This is a genomic window from Flavobacterium selenitireducens (assembly GCF_014748335.1).
GTDB lineage: Bacteria > Bacteroidota > Bacteroidia > Flavobacteriales > Flavobacteriaceae > Flavobacterium > Flavobacterium selenitireducens.
On record NZ_JAAVIY010000001.1, the window covers coordinates 284,404 to 300,937 of the forward strand.

At 49.5% G+C, this 16,534-nt stretch carries 12 protein-coding genes; 2 read left to right on the forward strand and 10 right to left on the reverse strand.

Annotation, left to right across the window (positions count from 1 at the left end; all coding sequences use genetic code 11):
- Window positions 1-45 precede the first annotated feature (45 nt).
- From HC229_RS01315 to HC229_RS01345, 7 genes are all read right to left on the reverse strand, one after another.
- Window positions 46-735 (reverse strand): LytR/AlgR family response regulator transcription factor, encoded by a 690-nt coding sequence (locus HC229_RS01315; protein WP_191018630.1) that lies wholly within the window; start codon window positions 733-735, stop codon window positions 46-48.
- Window positions 732-2,168 carry a sensor histidine kinase gene (locus tag HC229_RS01320; RefSeq protein ID WP_191018631.1) on the reverse strand — a complete coding sequence of 479 codons (1,437 nt, stop codon included), beginning with the start codon at window positions 2,166-2,168 and terminating at the stop codon, window positions 732-734. The genes HC229_RS01315 and HC229_RS01320 overlap by 4 nt, the downstream gene beginning before the upstream one ends.
- 86 nt (window positions 2,169-2,254) lie before the next feature.
- Window positions 2,255-3,148, reverse strand: coding sequence for an EamA family transporter (locus HC229_RS01325; protein WP_191018632.1), 894 nt, complete (start codon window positions 3,146-3,148; stop codon window positions 2,255-2,257).
- A gap of 29 nt (window positions 3,149-3,177) precedes the next feature.
- Window positions 3,178-3,798: an L-threonylcarbamoyladenylate synthase gene (locus tag HC229_RS01330; protein WP_191018633.1), complete on the reverse strand. Its 621-nt coding sequence runs from the start codon at window positions 3,796-3,798 to the stop codon at window positions 3,178-3,180.
- A 293-nt stretch (window positions 3,799-4,091) separates the two neighbouring features.
- Window positions 4,092-4,997: a tetratricopeptide repeat protein gene (locus tag HC229_RS01335; protein WP_191018634.1), complete on the reverse strand. Its 906-nt coding sequence runs from the start codon at window positions 4,995-4,997 to the stop codon at window positions 4,092-4,094.
- Window positions 4,994-5,410 carry a hypothetical protein gene (locus HC229_RS01340; protein WP_191018635.1) on the reverse strand — a complete coding sequence of 139 codons (417 nt, stop codon included), beginning with the start codon at window positions 5,408-5,410 and terminating at the stop codon, window positions 4,994-4,996. The genes HC229_RS01335 and HC229_RS01340 overlap by 4 nt, the downstream gene beginning before the upstream one ends.
- Window positions 5,411-5,412: 2 nt before the next feature.
- On the reverse strand, window positions 5,413-7,749 hold the full coding sequence (locus tag HC229_RS01345) for an ATP-dependent helicase (protein WP_191019075.1): 2,337 nt from the start codon (window positions 7,747-7,749) through the stop codon (window positions 5,413-5,415).
- A 253-nt stretch (window positions 7,750-8,002) separates the two neighbouring features.
- Between HC229_RS01345 and HC229_RS01350 the strand changes: the two genes are divergently transcribed.
- On the forward strand, window positions 8,003-8,524 hold the full coding sequence (locus HC229_RS01350) for a DUF7935 family protein (RefSeq protein ID WP_191018636.1): 522 nt from the start codon (window positions 8,003-8,005) through the stop codon (window positions 8,522-8,524).
- A gap of 348 nt (window positions 8,525-8,872) precedes the next feature.
- On the opposite strand, the gene HC229_RS01355 is transcribed toward HC229_RS01350, so the two are convergent.
- The 3 genes from HC229_RS01355 to HC229_RS01365 all read right to left on the reverse strand — a co-directional run bounded on the left by HC229_RS01355 (window position 8,873) and on the right by HC229_RS01365 (window position 13,749).
- Window positions 8,873-10,624, reverse strand: a complete 1,752-nt coding sequence (locus HC229_RS01355) for a hypothetical protein (RefSeq protein ID WP_191018637.1) — start codon at window positions 10,622-10,624, stop codon at window positions 8,873-8,875.
- 159 nt (window positions 10,625-10,783) lie between these two features.
- Window positions 10,784-11,689: a patatin-like phospholipase family protein gene (locus HC229_RS01360; protein ID WP_191018638.1), complete on the reverse strand. Its 906-nt coding sequence runs from the start codon at window positions 11,687-11,689 to the stop codon at window positions 10,784-10,786.
- Window positions 11,686-13,749, reverse strand: coding sequence for a M1 family metallopeptidase (locus HC229_RS01365; RefSeq protein ID WP_191018639.1), 2,064 nt, complete (start codon window positions 13,747-13,749; stop codon window positions 11,686-11,688). The genes HC229_RS01360 and HC229_RS01365 overlap by 4 nt, the downstream gene beginning before the upstream one ends.
- A gap of 286 nt (window positions 13,750-14,035) precedes the next feature.
- Between HC229_RS01365 and recG the strand changes: the two genes are divergently transcribed.
- Window positions 14,036-16,135, forward strand: coding sequence for an ATP-dependent DNA helicase RecG (gene recG / locus HC229_RS01370; protein WP_191018640.1), 2,100 nt, complete (start codon window positions 14,036-14,038; stop codon window positions 16,133-16,135).
- Window positions 16,136-16,534 lie beyond the last annotated feature (399 nt).

A 16,534-nucleotide genomic window follows, 5' to 3' on the forward strand; every position in this document is an offset into this window, starting at 1 on the left:
TTTGGAACGTTCTTTTGTTTATCATAATGAGATTGTGTCAGCGTGTCACACCAAAAACCACAAAGCGAAATTTTTTTGCCGTTGGCGGCTTATCGGAAGCGTGATGCCCGATTGGAGCACGACAGCTGCCTTCGAAACCATGTTGATGCAGCCGCGGTTTACGATGTGCCGACGGCTGATCCTGAAGAAACCATCTCCCAAATCGCGTTCGAGCTGCTCAAGCGATTTCCCGATGACGTATTCCCGGTCCTTGGTGTGCAGCAAGGTGAGATTGTCGCCGCTCGAAAAGTAGCAGATGTCCGGAAATGGGATTTTGCGCAGCGTTTTTCCGGCCGATACTATGATCGATTTGACCGACGATTCCGGAAGTTCAGGCTTGAGTACTTCTCCCATTCGCTCGATTTTCACTATCGCCAGATCGAGCTTGGATTCGTCTATCGGTTTCAGCAAATAGTCCATTCCACCGTGGCGGAAGGCCTCGAGCGCACGGTCGTCATAGGCCGTGGTAAAAATGATTCGCGAAGGAACCGTTTGTTTGAGCGCGCTAAAGACATGGCCATCCCTTAATTCGATGTCGAGAAAAAGCCAATCCGGAGCCGAATTTCCCATTAAATAATCCTTCAATTGTGCAGCCGTCGTAAAAACGCCAAGCACGACGAAGTCCCTCGCCTCCAAAAGTCGTTTCAGCCGTTGGCCGGAAAGGAGTTCGTCCTCTGCAATAATCACTGTTTTCATTCGATGGCCAAAATTGGGAGGTAAACCGTAAAATCGCTCGTCGTCCCTATTAACGACATTCGTTTTTCACAAAGCAGTTCATAGCGTCGGCCGATATTGGACAGGCCTGTCTTGGCGGACTCAGCGTGCTGCCTGGCGCGAACAGTATTCGTGATCACAAGCGATTTGCCTCTGGTCGAAATACCGATTGTTATCGGATGTTCGTTATCCAAAATATTGTGCTTGAAAATGTTGTCGATGATTTCCTGTAGCGAATGTGCAAGGATGTAATCGCCATCGGAAGCCTTCACGTCAATTGAAAGCGAAAACGAATTGCCGAATTTGGCGCGGTAAATTTCCAGGTATTCCGAAACGAACGCCATTTCCTCTGAGAGCGATACAAAGTCCTGATCGTCGGGCTTCAGGAATTTGCGGTAGACGTTGGCCAGTGTGCGTCCAAAGACCAACGCTTTCTCCGGATCGGATTCCACAAGACCGAGCAACATATTGAGATTGTTGAAAAAGAAGTGAGGATTTGTTTGTTGGCGAAGTTCAAGGTACTCGGAATTTCGTCTCGACAGCGAACTGTCCAGCTTCCTGAATTTCTGCTCCTGTTCTCGGGCCGAGCTGCGCTGCATCAGCAAAAAAACCATCGCACTTGCTGTAAAGAATGCAGGAAAAAGCCCGATGACCAGAATTTGCATCTTACGCATGTGACGAAGTACTCCAATGCCATAGAACGTTCCGACAATCACACACGCCACAAATGTTAAGAACACGAGTAAGAGGGTTTGCGAACGTAGGAATTTGATGCCTGTCAACGCAAAGAGAACAAACAGCGCAGTCATTGCAGACAACAATCCATAAAAAACCGATCCAAACATATACATGGAAATCAAGCCGGACGACTTGTCCCACAATTCAACCAAGAATATACCTCCGATAAAAAGTCCCTGAATTAATGCTATGAAGACAGCGAATTTCGCGTACTTCCAAAAATTCAACCGGAATTCGAAATTAACATCCCGTCTCGGCTGCATGGATAATTTGATCAGAAAGATACCGACCGCAACGACTGCCACACCCAAAATTGCACGCTTGGCGGAAGTCCTGATATCTGCGTGACCAAATATTGCGTTGCTGTAAAGCGCGTCATAGATAAAAACCAGCAGCCATGTCCCAAAAGTTGAGATACACAGGCTCTGCAATCGGCGCTGTTTCCATTTTTTCAAAAGTGAAACAAAAATCAAACTTCCGGTTGCCGTACACATGAAATAGCCCATCAGAAAGAAATTGAAGTCCCAGTTTTCCAGCACTTCAATATCGTGGATTGAATAGGATACGATACCAAGCACAAGCAGTGGCACGATCCACAAAAGGCTGAAAATGACAAGTGCTTTTTTGACTCCAGGATTAAAGATTCCGATTCGTTGCCGGTCGAGTAAAGATTCCATAAAATTGATTTTGCCACAAATCTAAAGGCGTTGAAGCAACTGGTGAAACACTTTTTTGCCAATGGTTAAAACTGGCTAGTGAACCGTCATTTCGATGCGGATTTCCCTAAGATCGCCGGCAAATTGAACAGCAATACCGACACAAAAACCACGGAATATGCTAGGTATTGCCACGCATCCGCATCTTCCTTAAAGTAGAATACGGATAACGAAAACGCTATGATAGGATTGATGTTCATCAACATTCCCACAGCCGAACCCTTGATTCCTTTAAGCGAAAACAAACTTAAAAACATCGGGAAAATCGTAAATACCACAGCGATGATCGCCAGGAAGCCGTAGAATTTGCCCTCCGTCGGCAAACCGATACCAAAAAAAGGCACGACCGGCAACAGACACAATACTGCGATAAAAACGTGAAATGTCAGTACGACAAAACTGTCAAGCCCGGAATTTTTCTTTTGCAGGATCAGGTAAAGTGCGTACGAAAGCGCGATCAGGATGCTCAGCAACAAGTCGAAAAAATGCCCTGCCGTAAGCATTCCGCAGCCTATGGCGCCCACTGCGAGCGCCGCCCATTGCAATTTTTTGATTTCTTCCTTGAGCAGAATTCCCGCCAGGACGGCCGTCAGGATCGGGCAAACGAGATACGCCAGCGATGTCGCTTTGACGCTAACGAAGTTCATCACATAGATAAACAGGAACCAGTTCGTGGTGAGTAACACGCCGGCGAGAAGGTTCCAGGACAACAACCGGCGACGCTCTGCCGCAGAAAGGTTCTTCATGAACGTCATCGTCTGCACGACCGTTGCCCGTCTCACGACAAAAATCACGAACATCAAAAGCACCAAACAGGCGATTACGCGGTAGAACAGGATTTCCAGCGGAGGAAACTCCTTGATGGGGCGCAGTGCCAAACTAAAAAGTCCCCAAATCGCGAATGCGGAAATGGCCGACAGGTAATAACGTGATTTGTCCATTTGGGACAAAGTTAGGGCGAAAAGCTCGATTAAAAAATATCGGCTTCACCTTTGCCTTCGCGCACCACGACGGGTTCAAACCCGGAAAGATCGATGATCGTCGAAGCCTCGTTACCGCCATAACCGCCGTCGATGACCAAATCTACGAGATTTTGCCACTTTTCGAAGATCAGCTCGGGATCGGTGGAATATTCCAGGACTTCATCGTCGTCGTGAATCGAGGTCGACACGATAGGATTTCCCAGCTGTCGCACGATTTCGAGCGCGATGTTATTGTCCGGAACGCGAATACCCACGGTATTTTTCTTCTTGAACTCCTTGGGCAAATTATTATTTCCGGGCAAAATAAACGTGTACGGGCCCGGAAGCGTGCGTTTGAGGATTTTGAACGTGGCGGTATCGATTTGCTTGACATAATCGGAAATATTGCTCAGGTCCGAACAAACGAACGAAAAATTCGCCTTTTCGAGCTTGATTCCCTTGATGCGCGCAATGCGTTCGAGCGCCTTTGAATTGGTGATGTCGCAACCCAAACCGTAGACGGTGTCCGTCGGATAGATGACCAATCCGCCCTCGCGCAATATCTTGACGACGCGCTGCACGGCGGCGTCGTTGGGTTTGTCTTCGTATATTTTGATGAATTGGGCCATGTTTCGAATGAGGTGATTAGCGAATGAAATTTAGATGATGCCGTCAGACTCAAGTTACGTTAAAAATCGCGAAATGCCTCGCATCTTTCCCAATTTAAAATCCGGAATTAGGAGTTATTAATTTGAGGTTTGAAATTTTATGGCGGCATTTCCGGCTGTCCGCATTAGTCCTCGCCTCAAATCCCATTTTGCAGGCTTTTGGGGCGCTTCCTGCGGTCGCGCCCCAAAAACGGCAAAATCAGGTCTTTTCGGCTGCGGGCTAATTGGCTCCCATCCGGGCCGCACGCGCGCCATTATTGCCCTGATTTCAGCTTTTCGATACGCGTCTCTGCGTAGGCTTTCGTCTCGTCATTTCCTGCGTCCGCCATTTTTTGATAATAGGCGATCGCGTTCTCCTTTTGCCCTTTTTCGGTATAAACCAACGCGAGATTTCCCAATATTACCGTATCGGCGGGAGCGAGTTTCTCGGCTTTTTTCAGCAAAACGAGCGCTTCGTCATATCGTTTTCCGATCACTTTCAGAATCGAAAGGTTCGACAAGTTCATCACGTCATCGGGATAATGCCGCAGGACGGCTTCGGCAATGCGCTCCATATTTTCCAAAAGGCCGTCGTCACCGGTTTCATACAATTGGTTAAAATAACCCTGAATGCTGCCGAGCATGAAATTCTTGGCGTCGTCTGCAGGTTTGCCGTCTGTCCATTGCCATTTGTTACCGATCTTATGGGATTGATCGATCGTCGAGATAATTTCCTCGGTAAAGCGCCGCCAGTCGTGCATCTCGCCAAGGGCATAGATTTTCCCGAACCTCATATCGAGCCGCTTCGGAAACCTGGAGATCGCCCCGTCGATGATCCTGATGGCGCGTTCGGCTTTCGCAACGTCAAAACCCACTTCGCCCTGGCTCAAAAAACTCACGGAATTTCCCGCTGAGTCCCTTACGACCAATGCATCTTTCCCTTCGGGATTTTCGCCGAGGTGCAACGTCTCCACCTTCGCATTGAAAAAAAAATGGTTGAACCAGGCGATCGAAAGCTCGGGATCTCCGCTTTTCGTCTTCTCCCATTCTCTCAGCAATTTCAGTTGGGCAACCGTGTCGCGGCTTTGGAGGGATTCGTTAAAGCGTTGGCGAAGGTCCTGGGCGAACCCTCCGTTTATCCAAAACAGCAAAATCAGTAAACCCACTACCTGAGGCTTCATTCCGATGGGGAGTTTTGGAGTTTCGATGTTACCTGGAGCGTTTCTATGAAATTCCGCAAAACCGGCAGCGATCGCGCGTCGACCCAATTCGGGTTCACGTAGGCTTCTTTGTCCCTGTTGTATTTGATGATCCAATCGCCTGCGAAATACTTGATTTCGTTTATCTCTGAAAACCTGATCGTCTTCGACAAAGGCGCATCGTATATCTTGAGGAAGTCATTTCCAACAGCGATGTAGCCAAAAAAATATTTGTGGAGCCCGATGCCCATCCAAATCAACCCTATCCCAAACAATCCGACCAACTGGTTGTGCCCGAAAATCCACGACAGGACGGCGCAACTCATCGTAAGCCCGCCGACACCCAAGTTCAGGTACAATTGACTCTTTTTAAAGCGAATTAGGGTATTTTCCATAACTATCCGATTACGTCGAGCTTGGCGAAACGCAACAGCAGCTTTTTGATGCCGCCCACCTCAAACCGTATCTCGGCCTTGCGGTCACCTCCCACTCCTTCGAGATTTAGGATTTCGCCTTTTCCGAAGCGCTCGTGCATCACGACATTGCCGGGAACAAGTTTCCCATCGAACAGATTGGCGCCGTCGTTTCCGGGTTTGTTCGTTCCGACAGACTTGAGTTTCCGGATGTTGATGTCCGGCTTCGGTTCGTTATCGGTTACCCATTTTGGCGGTTTCCCTGCAACCGGCTTCGTTTGCCTGAGCCTCGATTTGTCGACGTCGCCAAAAATGTCAATGTCGATCATCGGTTTGTATCGGTAGCCGCTTTCCGGCTGCGTCAGGTATTCTATATATTCGGCTTTTATTTCTTCGATGAAACGCGAAGGGTCGCTGTCGGTAAGTTTTCCCCAGCGATAACGCGATTGGGCGTACGTCAGGTAGGCTTGTTTTTCGGCCCTGGTCAACGCTACGTAAAACAGTCGCCTTTCTTCCTCGAGCTCGCTTCTCGTGTTCATGCTCATCGCGCTCGGGAACAAGTCTTCTTCCATCCCAACTATAAAAACGTAAGGAAATTCAAGCCCTTTGGCGAGGTGTATCGTCATGAGTGCCACGCGGTCGTCGTCTCCGGTGTCTTTGTCGAGATCGGTAGCGAGCGCGACGTCTTCGAGGAATTCCGATAAGGCGCCTCTCGCTCCATCCACTTCTTTCTGGCCCTCGATGAAATCCTTGATTCCGTTGAGGAGTTCTTCTATGTTCTCAATGCGCGCAATCCCTTCCGGTGTCGCATCCTTCTTGAGTTCCATGACCAAGCCGGTCTTCTTGGTGACGTGCTCGGCAAGGTAAAATGCATCCTGGGTTTCGTTGATGACCTGGAAACTCTTGATCATCGTCACGAAATCGTCGAGTTTTTTCCTGGTTCCGGCGTTGAGCTTCAAGTCGATTTTGCCGATGTTCTCCATGACCTCGAAAATCGAGCGCTTGTAGTGATTGGCAGCGACGGTTAGTTTTTCCACGGTAGAATCTCCGATGCCGCGCGCCGGATAATTGATCACGCGTATCAGGGCTTCCTCATCCTTCGGGTTGATGACGAGCCTCAGGTAACTCAGAACGTCCTTGATTTCCTTGCGTTGGTAGAACGACAGGCCGCCGTAAATGCGGTACGGGATGTCGCGTTTGCGCAAGGCATCTTCCATGGCGCGCGATTGGGCGTTCGTGCGATAGAGGATCGCAAAATCCCCGTTGTTCATTTGCTGGGACATTTTCTGTTCCCAGATTTCTCCGGCTACGAAACGGCCTTCTTCCCCATCTGTGACCGACCGGTGCACCTTTATCTTCGCGCCGTCCTCGTTGGCCGTCCAGACGACTTTGTCGAGCTTGGTCTTATTCTTGTCGATAATGGAATTCGCAGCTTCGACGATGTTGCGCGTCGAGCGGTAATTCTGTTCGAGGCGGTACATCTGGACGCCTTCGTAATCTTTTTGGAAGTTGAGGATGTTGTTGATGTTGGCGCCTCGAAACGCATAAATCGACTGGGCGTCATCTCCTACCACGCAAATGTTCTGGAAACGATCCGATAGGGCACGCACGATAAGATATTGCGAATGGTTCGTGTCCTGGTACTCATCGACGAGAATGTACCGAAAGCGATCCTGATATTTGGACAACACTTCGGGAAACCGGGCCAAAAGCTCGTTCGTCTTTAACAATAGGTCGTCGAAATCCATCGCGCCCGCCTTGAAACAACGGTCGACGTAATTCTGGTAAACTTCCCCGAGACGCGGCTTCTTCGACATAGCATCGGCTTCCTGCAACTCTGGATTGTTAAAATATGCCTTTACGGTAATGAGGCTGTTCTTGTAAGACGAGATCCTTCCCAAAACCTGCTTGGGTTTGTAAATGTCCTTATCGAGCTGCATCTCCTTGATGATCGCGCCGATGAGCCTTACGGAATCCTGTGTATCGTAAATCGTAAAGTTCGACGGATAGCCGAGTTTGTCCGATTCGGCTCGCAAAATCCTGGCGAAGATCGAGTGAAAGGTTCCCATCCAGAGATTCTTGGCTTCGTTGCTGCCGACGATTCCAGCTATTCGCGATTTCATCTCGCGCGCGGCCTTGTTCGTGAAAGTGAGCGCCAGGATGTTGAACGCATCGACGCCAAGCGACATCAGGTAAGCGATCCTGATGGTGAGTACGCGCGTCTTTCCTGAGCCCGCGCCGGCTATGATGATCATGGGGCCGTCTTTGTGCAACGTCGGGGCGCGTTGGGCGTCGTTAAGTCCGGAGATGTATTTTTCTATGGGTTCCAAGTGCGCAAAATTAGAGTTCATACGGGCAATATCCAAGCGGTAAAGTGCTAAAAGAATTCAATTCGTGAAAAGATTCGGGTTTGTTTTTATCAACAATCCGGATTTCAATTAATAATTAATAATGAACATGACGTGTGGAAGGTGATCGAGGAATTGTGGCCGCAGCAGGAAATGCCGCGCTGAATAATAGAATTTGCAGATTCGCGTTTAATTCCGACTTTTGCTACCTAACTTTTACAGCGCCATGAACGAGGACAAACTTTTCGAACTGCTTTTTTACTGCCTTCCGGCCGCCATCACGGCAATCGTGGTCTACGGAATTTTCAGCAAATTTTCACAAAACGAGGACAACAAACGTCGCTTTTCGCTGTTGAGGCAAAACCGCCAGGATGCGCTTCCGCTGAAGTTACAGGCCTACGAGCGCATGACGTTGTTTTTGGAGCGCATCGATCCTGCGAAGATCTTGATTCGCGTTGCGCCCATTTCCGATAAGAAAGAAGATTACGCCAATTACGTCGCGGCCCAGATCGAACAGGAATTCGAGCATAACCTGACGCAGCAGATCTACATGAGCGACGAATGTTGGGGCGTGGTCTCCACCGCAAAAAATGCCACCGTCCAATTGTTGAGGCGGTATGCGTCACAACCGGAGGTCACAGATGCGGACAACCTGCGCGAGAGCGTCATCAAGGACTCGTTCGACAACCCTAGCCCGAGTACGGCGGCTCTGGCGTTTATCAGGAACGAGGTGAGGAGTTTGATTTGATGTTCATTTGTTTATTCGTTTAACTTTTTATCGAGGTTGTTCATTGGTCAGTTGAATAGGCACAAAAGTCCGAATTGTTGCGTGTACTTAAATTCGCTAATTCACTTTTAGCCTTTATTATTGATTTTTGTTGAGTCGATTAATCGTCGAGTGTTTATTTGAGGATGCTTGTTCATGTGTCCCTTTTGAACAGCGGATCGGGAAATTTCACGTCTGATTTTCTAATCATCCAATTATTTCATTCGCTAATTCGCTAATTCGCTAATTGTCTAATTCGCTAATTCGCTAATTATCTAATCATAAAAAAAGCCCCACCAACAGGCGAGGCTTCTTCCGGACTCTTTTTCACTAATTCGCCCTAATGGCATGCGCTACACCAGTAATGGTACGCGTTACGCCGTCAAAATCTTCGTATGTCCCACTGAATGTCAGGTCGATATATTCGCCAATCGCACCTACGCTCGTGACGGTAAATACCAAATCGTTCGTAACGCCCGACGTCACGTATCCTAGCGAGCCCTCGAGCGCAAATTGAGCCGTTGTGTAAACTCCGGGCGCGGTAACGCCGTTGCCCCAGATGTGAAGCGATTCCCCATTCGACGTTCCCCCATCGTTCCAGCCGCTGACGGCCAATCCGCCCTGAGCGGTCGAGCCGGAAACTTCCTGGATCAGCATAACGGTAGGCTGATTGTCGATCTGGTACGAAATGAACTCATCAATCGCGTTACAGGCTTGCAGGTTTCCGACATTGGTTACCGGAGTGGTGAACGTATAGGTTATCGAATCGGTTTGCTGAAGGCTGTCGTAATCGCCTCCTTCCAGTGTAAAGGTTTGGCCGGGAGTACAGACCAACGCGGAGAAACTGAAACTTCCGTTGGTTACCTCCGCGAAATTATAGACGCCGCCGAAATGCATCAACACATAGCCGTCGGTCACATTCGAGCCGTCGCAGGTGAGCAAAGTCCCTTGCACGAGAGCCGTTTGCGCGGAGCCACCTGAAGCGGTGATTGCGATATTGGAATCTGACGTGAACGGTCCTTGTGTCGAAGTGGAAACCACTTGGTGGCACATATTGTAGACGTTGATCGTAAGGGTTTCGTTGGACGGAACCAATCCGCTGACGACGCCATCGGCATTCGTGTAGCCCATCGTCGGCCAGTTCGAGCCTGAGAATGAAATGCCGATCCCGGTATGTCCGATCGGATTCCCGTCAGCATCGGTCAACGTGATCGTAAGTTGTACAAGCGGGAACGGCGCATCGCAGTTCCACCATGAAAAATGAGAAGCTTGCCCAACGTATTTGTTGCCTTGGCGGATGGCCACACCGTCTTCTTTCCACCATCCTTTTTCAGCGTCGAAATGCCAAAGCGGAATGGTTGCGGGAGCAGTGCCTGATTGTGTTGCATCGATGGCAACTTCGATTCCGGCAGGATGCCCTTCAGCAGGCTGGAGTTTCTGTCCACCGCTGCCGCGAAGCTCCACGTTGATCATACCGAAGGTTTCGAGTGCGGCCTCATTTCCGTTTTCGCGCTCTGCATAAAGCATTCCCGGCATCAGTTGGGAGATGTTGACATCCGATGGTTTCAAATGAAAAACCGATACCGCGACGTCTCCCGAGTAGGCGTTTCCGTTCTCGTCTTCAAACGACCCGTCGAATAGCAACTTGGTTCCCGAATCGGTTGTGACCTCACTTGTCTGCCCTGAAGAGACGGTCGCCGTTGGCGTGTTCGGGACAAGCATGATTTTTACGCTGTTTTTCCCCGAGGTAGGCACAAGCGAGCGCGAGCCCTGGAAATATCCCATTTTGTCGACCGTGACATAAGCGAATTTCTGCTTGACCGATGCGTCGTTCACGAAAAACATTCCGTTGGAATCCGTCTGTACGGTAGATGATCCGATCTTTACAGTCGCGCCCTGAACCGGCTGGTTGCCCATGTCGACCACTTGTCCGATGAAATCGCGGGAAACCGATGAACCGAAGTTTTGTTCGAAATTGGAATCAGACGGGCCGTTGCCGCCGCCATTGTTGTCGTCTTCATTACATCCGACGAAAAGCCCCGCGGCGCAAAGTAAGGTTAAGAGTAATTTGGTCTTTTTCATACTGTATGGTTTTAGTTGATGTAACCGAAACAGTTGAAAATGCAAATACCCTACTTTTAGCTATTTCATTCACTGGCGCTGCTCATAATTCGGCGCTCCGCGTGTTGATTTACCGACTTGGCTTGGCCCATCGGCTTTGCCCTTTTGACCGTCTCCCGACTAAAAATCGTGCACCTCACTCATGATCTCACTCTTGTTCTGCGCGTATTCGTAGCCCTGTTCCCACCATTTTTTCATTGCCTCTTTATTGAAGACCAGCGCATTTGTGGTAAGTGACGTGGGCGTATAATACATATTGAGCTTGACGTTTTTGTTCTTGGCGGCGAGTTTTCCTATCGTAATGTCGTGTTTTTCGACCTGGTCGAGCAGCGTCCCGAAAAGGTCGAGCATCAGTGAAAACGGGTTTTTCCCGACCGCGCGGGGCGAAGTCAGGGTTTCGGTTTCGAGCACGACAACATCTACTTCGGTGGCGCCTCGCTGTATGGCCTCGCGTATAGGTACAAGTGCCGAGAATCCGCCGTCGCCGAATACCGATTTTCCTTTTTTGACCAGACTCATGAACGGTACGTAATTACACGAAATCCATATCCAGTCGCAAAACTCATCATAGGTAAAGTCGCGCAGGCATTTGTATTCGCACTCGTTCCTCGAAAGGTTGGTGACCGTGACCACGATGTCGCATTTCGACGATTTGAGTTCGTCGAATTCCTCGTGGGTAAAGTTCTTGCGGATGTATTTCCTGAGTTTTTTGCTTTCGCCGAAGGTTTTCCGTCCGCGCAAAAACTGCCAGATCACGTTCAGATGATTGATGGCCACCGATTCTATCCCGTTGCGCTTCTTGACCACGAACGGGTTCACGTTGAATATTCTGTCCATTGAGACATTCGTATAAATGCCGTGGATCTTTTCGACTTTTCCCAACGCAAGATGCGGGATCAGCAAACTTCCCGTGGAAGTTCCGAGCAACAAGTCATATTTGCAGCCCTTGACCTCCATTAAATATTGGGCAACTCCACCTGCGAATGCCCCTTTGCTCCCACCTCCGGATATGACGAGCGCCCTCATTTCTCGTCGAGCAGTCGTTGGAGTTGGGTCTTTTCGTTTTCGGGCAATTTCGGGATCAGGTCCTCGAAAAATTTGCGATGGTTCGGCAACTTCAGTTTTTCGCGTATGCGATCGCGTCCGAATTTTGAAAACTGCCATTTGTGGTGCACCGTCGCATTGATGAGCAACGGCAGTATGTTCTGGTCGCCTTTGTCCAGGAAAAGCAGTTTTTCGATGGCGTTCTGCCGAACCGAAGCTTCCTCTCCGGCTTGGGCGTAAGCCAGCAATTCGTCGTAATATGCGGCCTTTTTTTCCAGTCGGTAATCGCGTGAGGATAATGCCAGGGCAAGCCACAACAGCCGGATGTTCTTGTCGTTCATGCCGATGCGTCCGTCCATTTTGTCAAGGTATTTGTGGCGGTTTTCCTGGAAATCACGGCATAGTGCATTTAACGCGATTTCCTGGGTAATGTAGGATTTGTCGTCGAGCAGCGTCTCGTACTGGCTCTTGAATTCAACGGGAATTTTTTTCGTGGTACGCGCCACGGCCTGCCTCACATCGGGCTGGTCCGTTTTCATGGCTAGGTCGATCAATTCGGCTTTGTCGGCGTAAGCCACATTTCCGGCGAGATAGACGATTTGCTCTTTTATGGGGAAATACGCCTCGGACTTCATGAGGTTTTCAAATGCCGATTTAGTGTCGGCGAAAGCCTTGTCGCCCATTTCGGCGGTCTCGAAAAATTGCTTCATGAATTCGCTCTTTCGCAACAGACCGATCGCCTCCTCGACCTCGAACTTTGCACTTTCGAGCCAGCGTTTTTTATAGGCTTTGACGTCGAATTTCGAAAGTTTGGTGATTTCGTCGAGGAAGTCGTCTGTCTCGACATTTTTGAACTGGTGTTTTTCGAGATAGGTTTTGACGGCTTGGCGAAAGACATCGGGACCGACATTTTCGCGCAAAATGTGGAGCGCCCAGGCTCCTTTCTGGTAAAAACTCAGCGAGCTCGCCTTTTCGTTGAGTATCGGGATCGTATCGGTTTTGGACGCCTGTTGCAGGTTGATGGCCATGTCGTACAGTTTATAGTGAAAATAGTCGTCCCCGAACACTTCCCTCTCGGCCAACAACGCATAGTAGGTCGCGAAACCTTCCTGCAGCCAGTGATGTTTCCCGGTTTTTGCCGTGACCAGGTCGCCAAACCACTGATGGGCAAGTTCATGGCCGTTGACGTTGACATAATTGCGGTCGTTAAAGGCAATTTCGTCACATACATAATCGCGCGTGAAAAGTGTCGCCGTGGTGTTTTCCATGCCTCCGTAAAGGAAATCACGCACCGGGACCTGCTGGTAGACTTCCCACGGATACGCCACTTGAATTTCCCGCTCGAGGTAGTCGAAAATTTCTTTGGAATACCGATAGGTCGCTTCGAATTTATGGGTGTCCTCGGGTTCGATGTACAAATGTTGGGGAACGCCCGAGGCGGCCTTTAACTCATGTTTTTCGAACTTTCCGATGGCGAGCATGAGCAGGTAGGAACTCATGGGGCGTTTCATCTGGTAATTCCATTTTTCAGCGCTGGCCGAATTGGACTTCGACTGCAGGACGCCATTTGAGATGACGTGGTATCCTTTATCGTAACTGACCGACAAACCGAAAATTACCTTTTCGTTGACATCGTCGAAGCTCGGGAACCAGTGGCTCGTGTATTTGCCCTGTCCCTGCGTCCAGATTTGTTGGTCGTTCCCGTCGGTGACAAAATACAGCGTTTGCTTTGGTTTGGCCGAATATGAAAATTCAAGTTTGTTTTTGCCTTTTTTGTAGCCTTCGAAGAGCTTTAATTCCTTGGCGGATGTCTTGAACTTTACCGGTTTACCGTTGATTTTAACATCAGAAAACTGCATGTGATGGGCGTCGAGACGTATCGTATCGGGTTTTTTAAGGACGTCGAATTCGTAAGCCGCCGAACCCGAAATCGAGCGGTTCGCATAATCAGGAACGAGATCGCCATGGGCAGTTCTGAAGTCGACAAATTGGGCTTGTTGTGCAAAACAAAACCCGGAAAGCAAAAGGAAAACGTATTTCATGTTAAGGCAGGTAGGCGCCCAAATATACGAAAATCAAATTTTGGAGTCTTGGATTAATGCGGGTTTTGGAAACGCAGAAAGCATTTTGCCGGGCGTTTGGCGGCTCCGCTTCGCTGCGCCTCTCCTTCCTAAAAAAGTCTCAGCCCTTCGCTCCGTCCGCATTGAATTGAAATTTGACCCGATTGAAAAAGTACACTTTTCCTGTAACAGTTCCAAAAATAGATTTCCGAAATTGGGCATTTCGCCATTTTTGCAATAACCCTTATATTCGCGTACAATTCCCGCCATGTCGTCCATCCTGCAAACACCAATCGAATTCCTGAAAGGCGTCGGCCCGTCCCGCGCCCAGCTTTTGCGCAAGGAATTGGGAATTGCGACCTACGCGGACCTCGCCAATTTTTTCCCGAATCGCTACATCGACCGCACGCGATATTACAAAATAGGCGAACTCAACCAAAGCAGCGCAGAAGTCCAAGTAATCGGTAAAATCATACACGTCAAAACCGTAGAAGGCAAGGGAAAGCGTCTTGTGGCGACATTTGCCGACGAGACCGGCCAAATGGACCTTGTGTGGTTCCAGGGCATCAAATGGATTCGCGAAAGCATCAAGATAGGCGTTCCAATCGTCGTTTTTGGCAAAGCTGCCGCGTTCGGAAATATGCACAGCATGGCGCATCCGGAAATCGAGTTGTTGTCCGAACACGAGCAAAGCCTGCGAACGGTGCTGCAACCGGTGTATCCGTCTACCGAAATGCTTTCGAACCGCGGTATCAGCAACCGTGTCCTGGTTCGCATGGTCCATCAGCTGTTTGTCGAAACACAGGCAAATTTTGCGGAAACGCTGCCGCCAGACCTGATTCGGAATGCCAACCTGATCCCTAAGAAAGCGGCCATGTTCAACATTCATTTCCCAAAAAGTTCGGAAGCGCTTGCCGTGGCCCAATTCCGGCTGAAATTCGAGGAATTGTTCTTCATCCAACTGCAACTGATCTCGAAGAATCTCATTCGGAAGCACAAGATCAAAGGGCATCCGTTTAAACAGGTCGGGCGGTATTTCAACGATTTTTACCAGAACCACCTCCCGTTTGAGCTGACGGGCGCGCAAAAACGGGTAATCAAGGAAATCCGCAACGATATGGGCAGCGAAGCCCAGATGAACCGAATGCTCCAGGGTGATGTCGGATCGGGTAAGACGATGGTCGCGCTGATGTCGATGCTGATCGCCCTCGACAACGGTTTCCAAAGCTGCCTCATGGCTCCTACCGAAATCCTGGCCAGCCAACACTTTAAAGGATTGAGCGAGATGGCAAAAGGTTTGGGCGTCAATATCAGGATCTTGACGGGATCGGTCAGGCCGAACGAGCGCAAAGTGATACACGAGGAACTCGAAAACGGGACGCTTCACATTTTGATCGGGACGCACGCACTTTTGGAAGACAAGGTAAGGTTCCACAACCTCGGGCTGGCCGTTATCGACGAGCAGCACCGCTTCGGCGTGGAGCAGCGTTCCAAACTTTGGAAGAAAAACGACATACCGCCCCACGTTTTGGTCATGACCGCCACGCCTATCCCAAGGACGCTGGCGATGAGTCTTTACGGCGACCTCGACGTCTCGGTAATAGACGAGCTTCCGCCGGGCCGCAAACCCATACAAACCGTCCACCGATTGGATTCCAACCGCCTCAAAGTCTGGAAATTCATCAGGGACGAAATCGCGAAAGGCCGCCAAATTTACATCGTCTATCCGCTTATCGAGGAATCCGCCAAGCTGGATTACAAGGACCTGATGGACGGTTATGAAAGCATCTCACGCGATTTCCCGTTGCCCCAATATTCGGTTTCTATCGTACACGGCAAAATGAAACCCGCTGACAAAGATGCCGAGATGGAGCGTTTCTCGAAAGGCAAAACCAATATTATGGTGGCCACTACCGTGATTGAAGTGGGTGTCAACGTCCCGAATGCCTCGGTAATGGTAATCGAGTCGGCCGAAAGGTTCGGACTGTCCCAATTGCACCAGCTTCGAGGTCGCGTCGGGCGTGGTGCCGAACAGAGCTACTGCATCCTGATGACAGGCCACAAGCTTTCACCCGATTCCAAAACCCGTATGGACACGATGGTGCGCACGAACGACGGCTTCGAGATTGCCGAGGTCGACCTTAAGCTGCGCGGGCCGGGCGATCTTATGGGAACCCAACAAAGCGGCGTGCTCAACCTTCGCATCGCCGATATTGTACGCGACCGCGATATCCTGGCCCACGCGCGGGCTTTTGCCATCCAGGTGCTACGCGAAGATCCCACGATGGAAAAACCGGAAAATGCCGCGATGCGTCACGTCTACATTGAAATGACCCGAAAGCAGAATATCTGGAATTACATCAGTTGACGGCCGGAATTCTTTGTTGACTTCGAATCGGGAATTCTTGGAATGGGGAAATTAAACGCAAATTAAACCCGATATTTCTACACCTTGACAGAGTTATAAACCCTGTCACCCGTTTAAGTGACAGGCTCGCTTTAGCGAATGCCAAAAACTTAATCGTCGAAAATATAGATCTTGCGGTTACCGAAATCCATCAAATTCGAGAATTCGCGGCGATAACCTTCTGTTTAAAAAGACCGAAAATTCGCGAATTCGCGGCAATAACCTTTTTACTCGCTTTAAAGAAGAAAAACTCTCGAATTCGTGGCAAATAGTAGCTTCACCGAAAATCCATCAAATTCGCGAATTCGCGGCAATAACTTTCTGTTTAAAAAGACCGGAAATTCCCGAATTCGAGGCAAT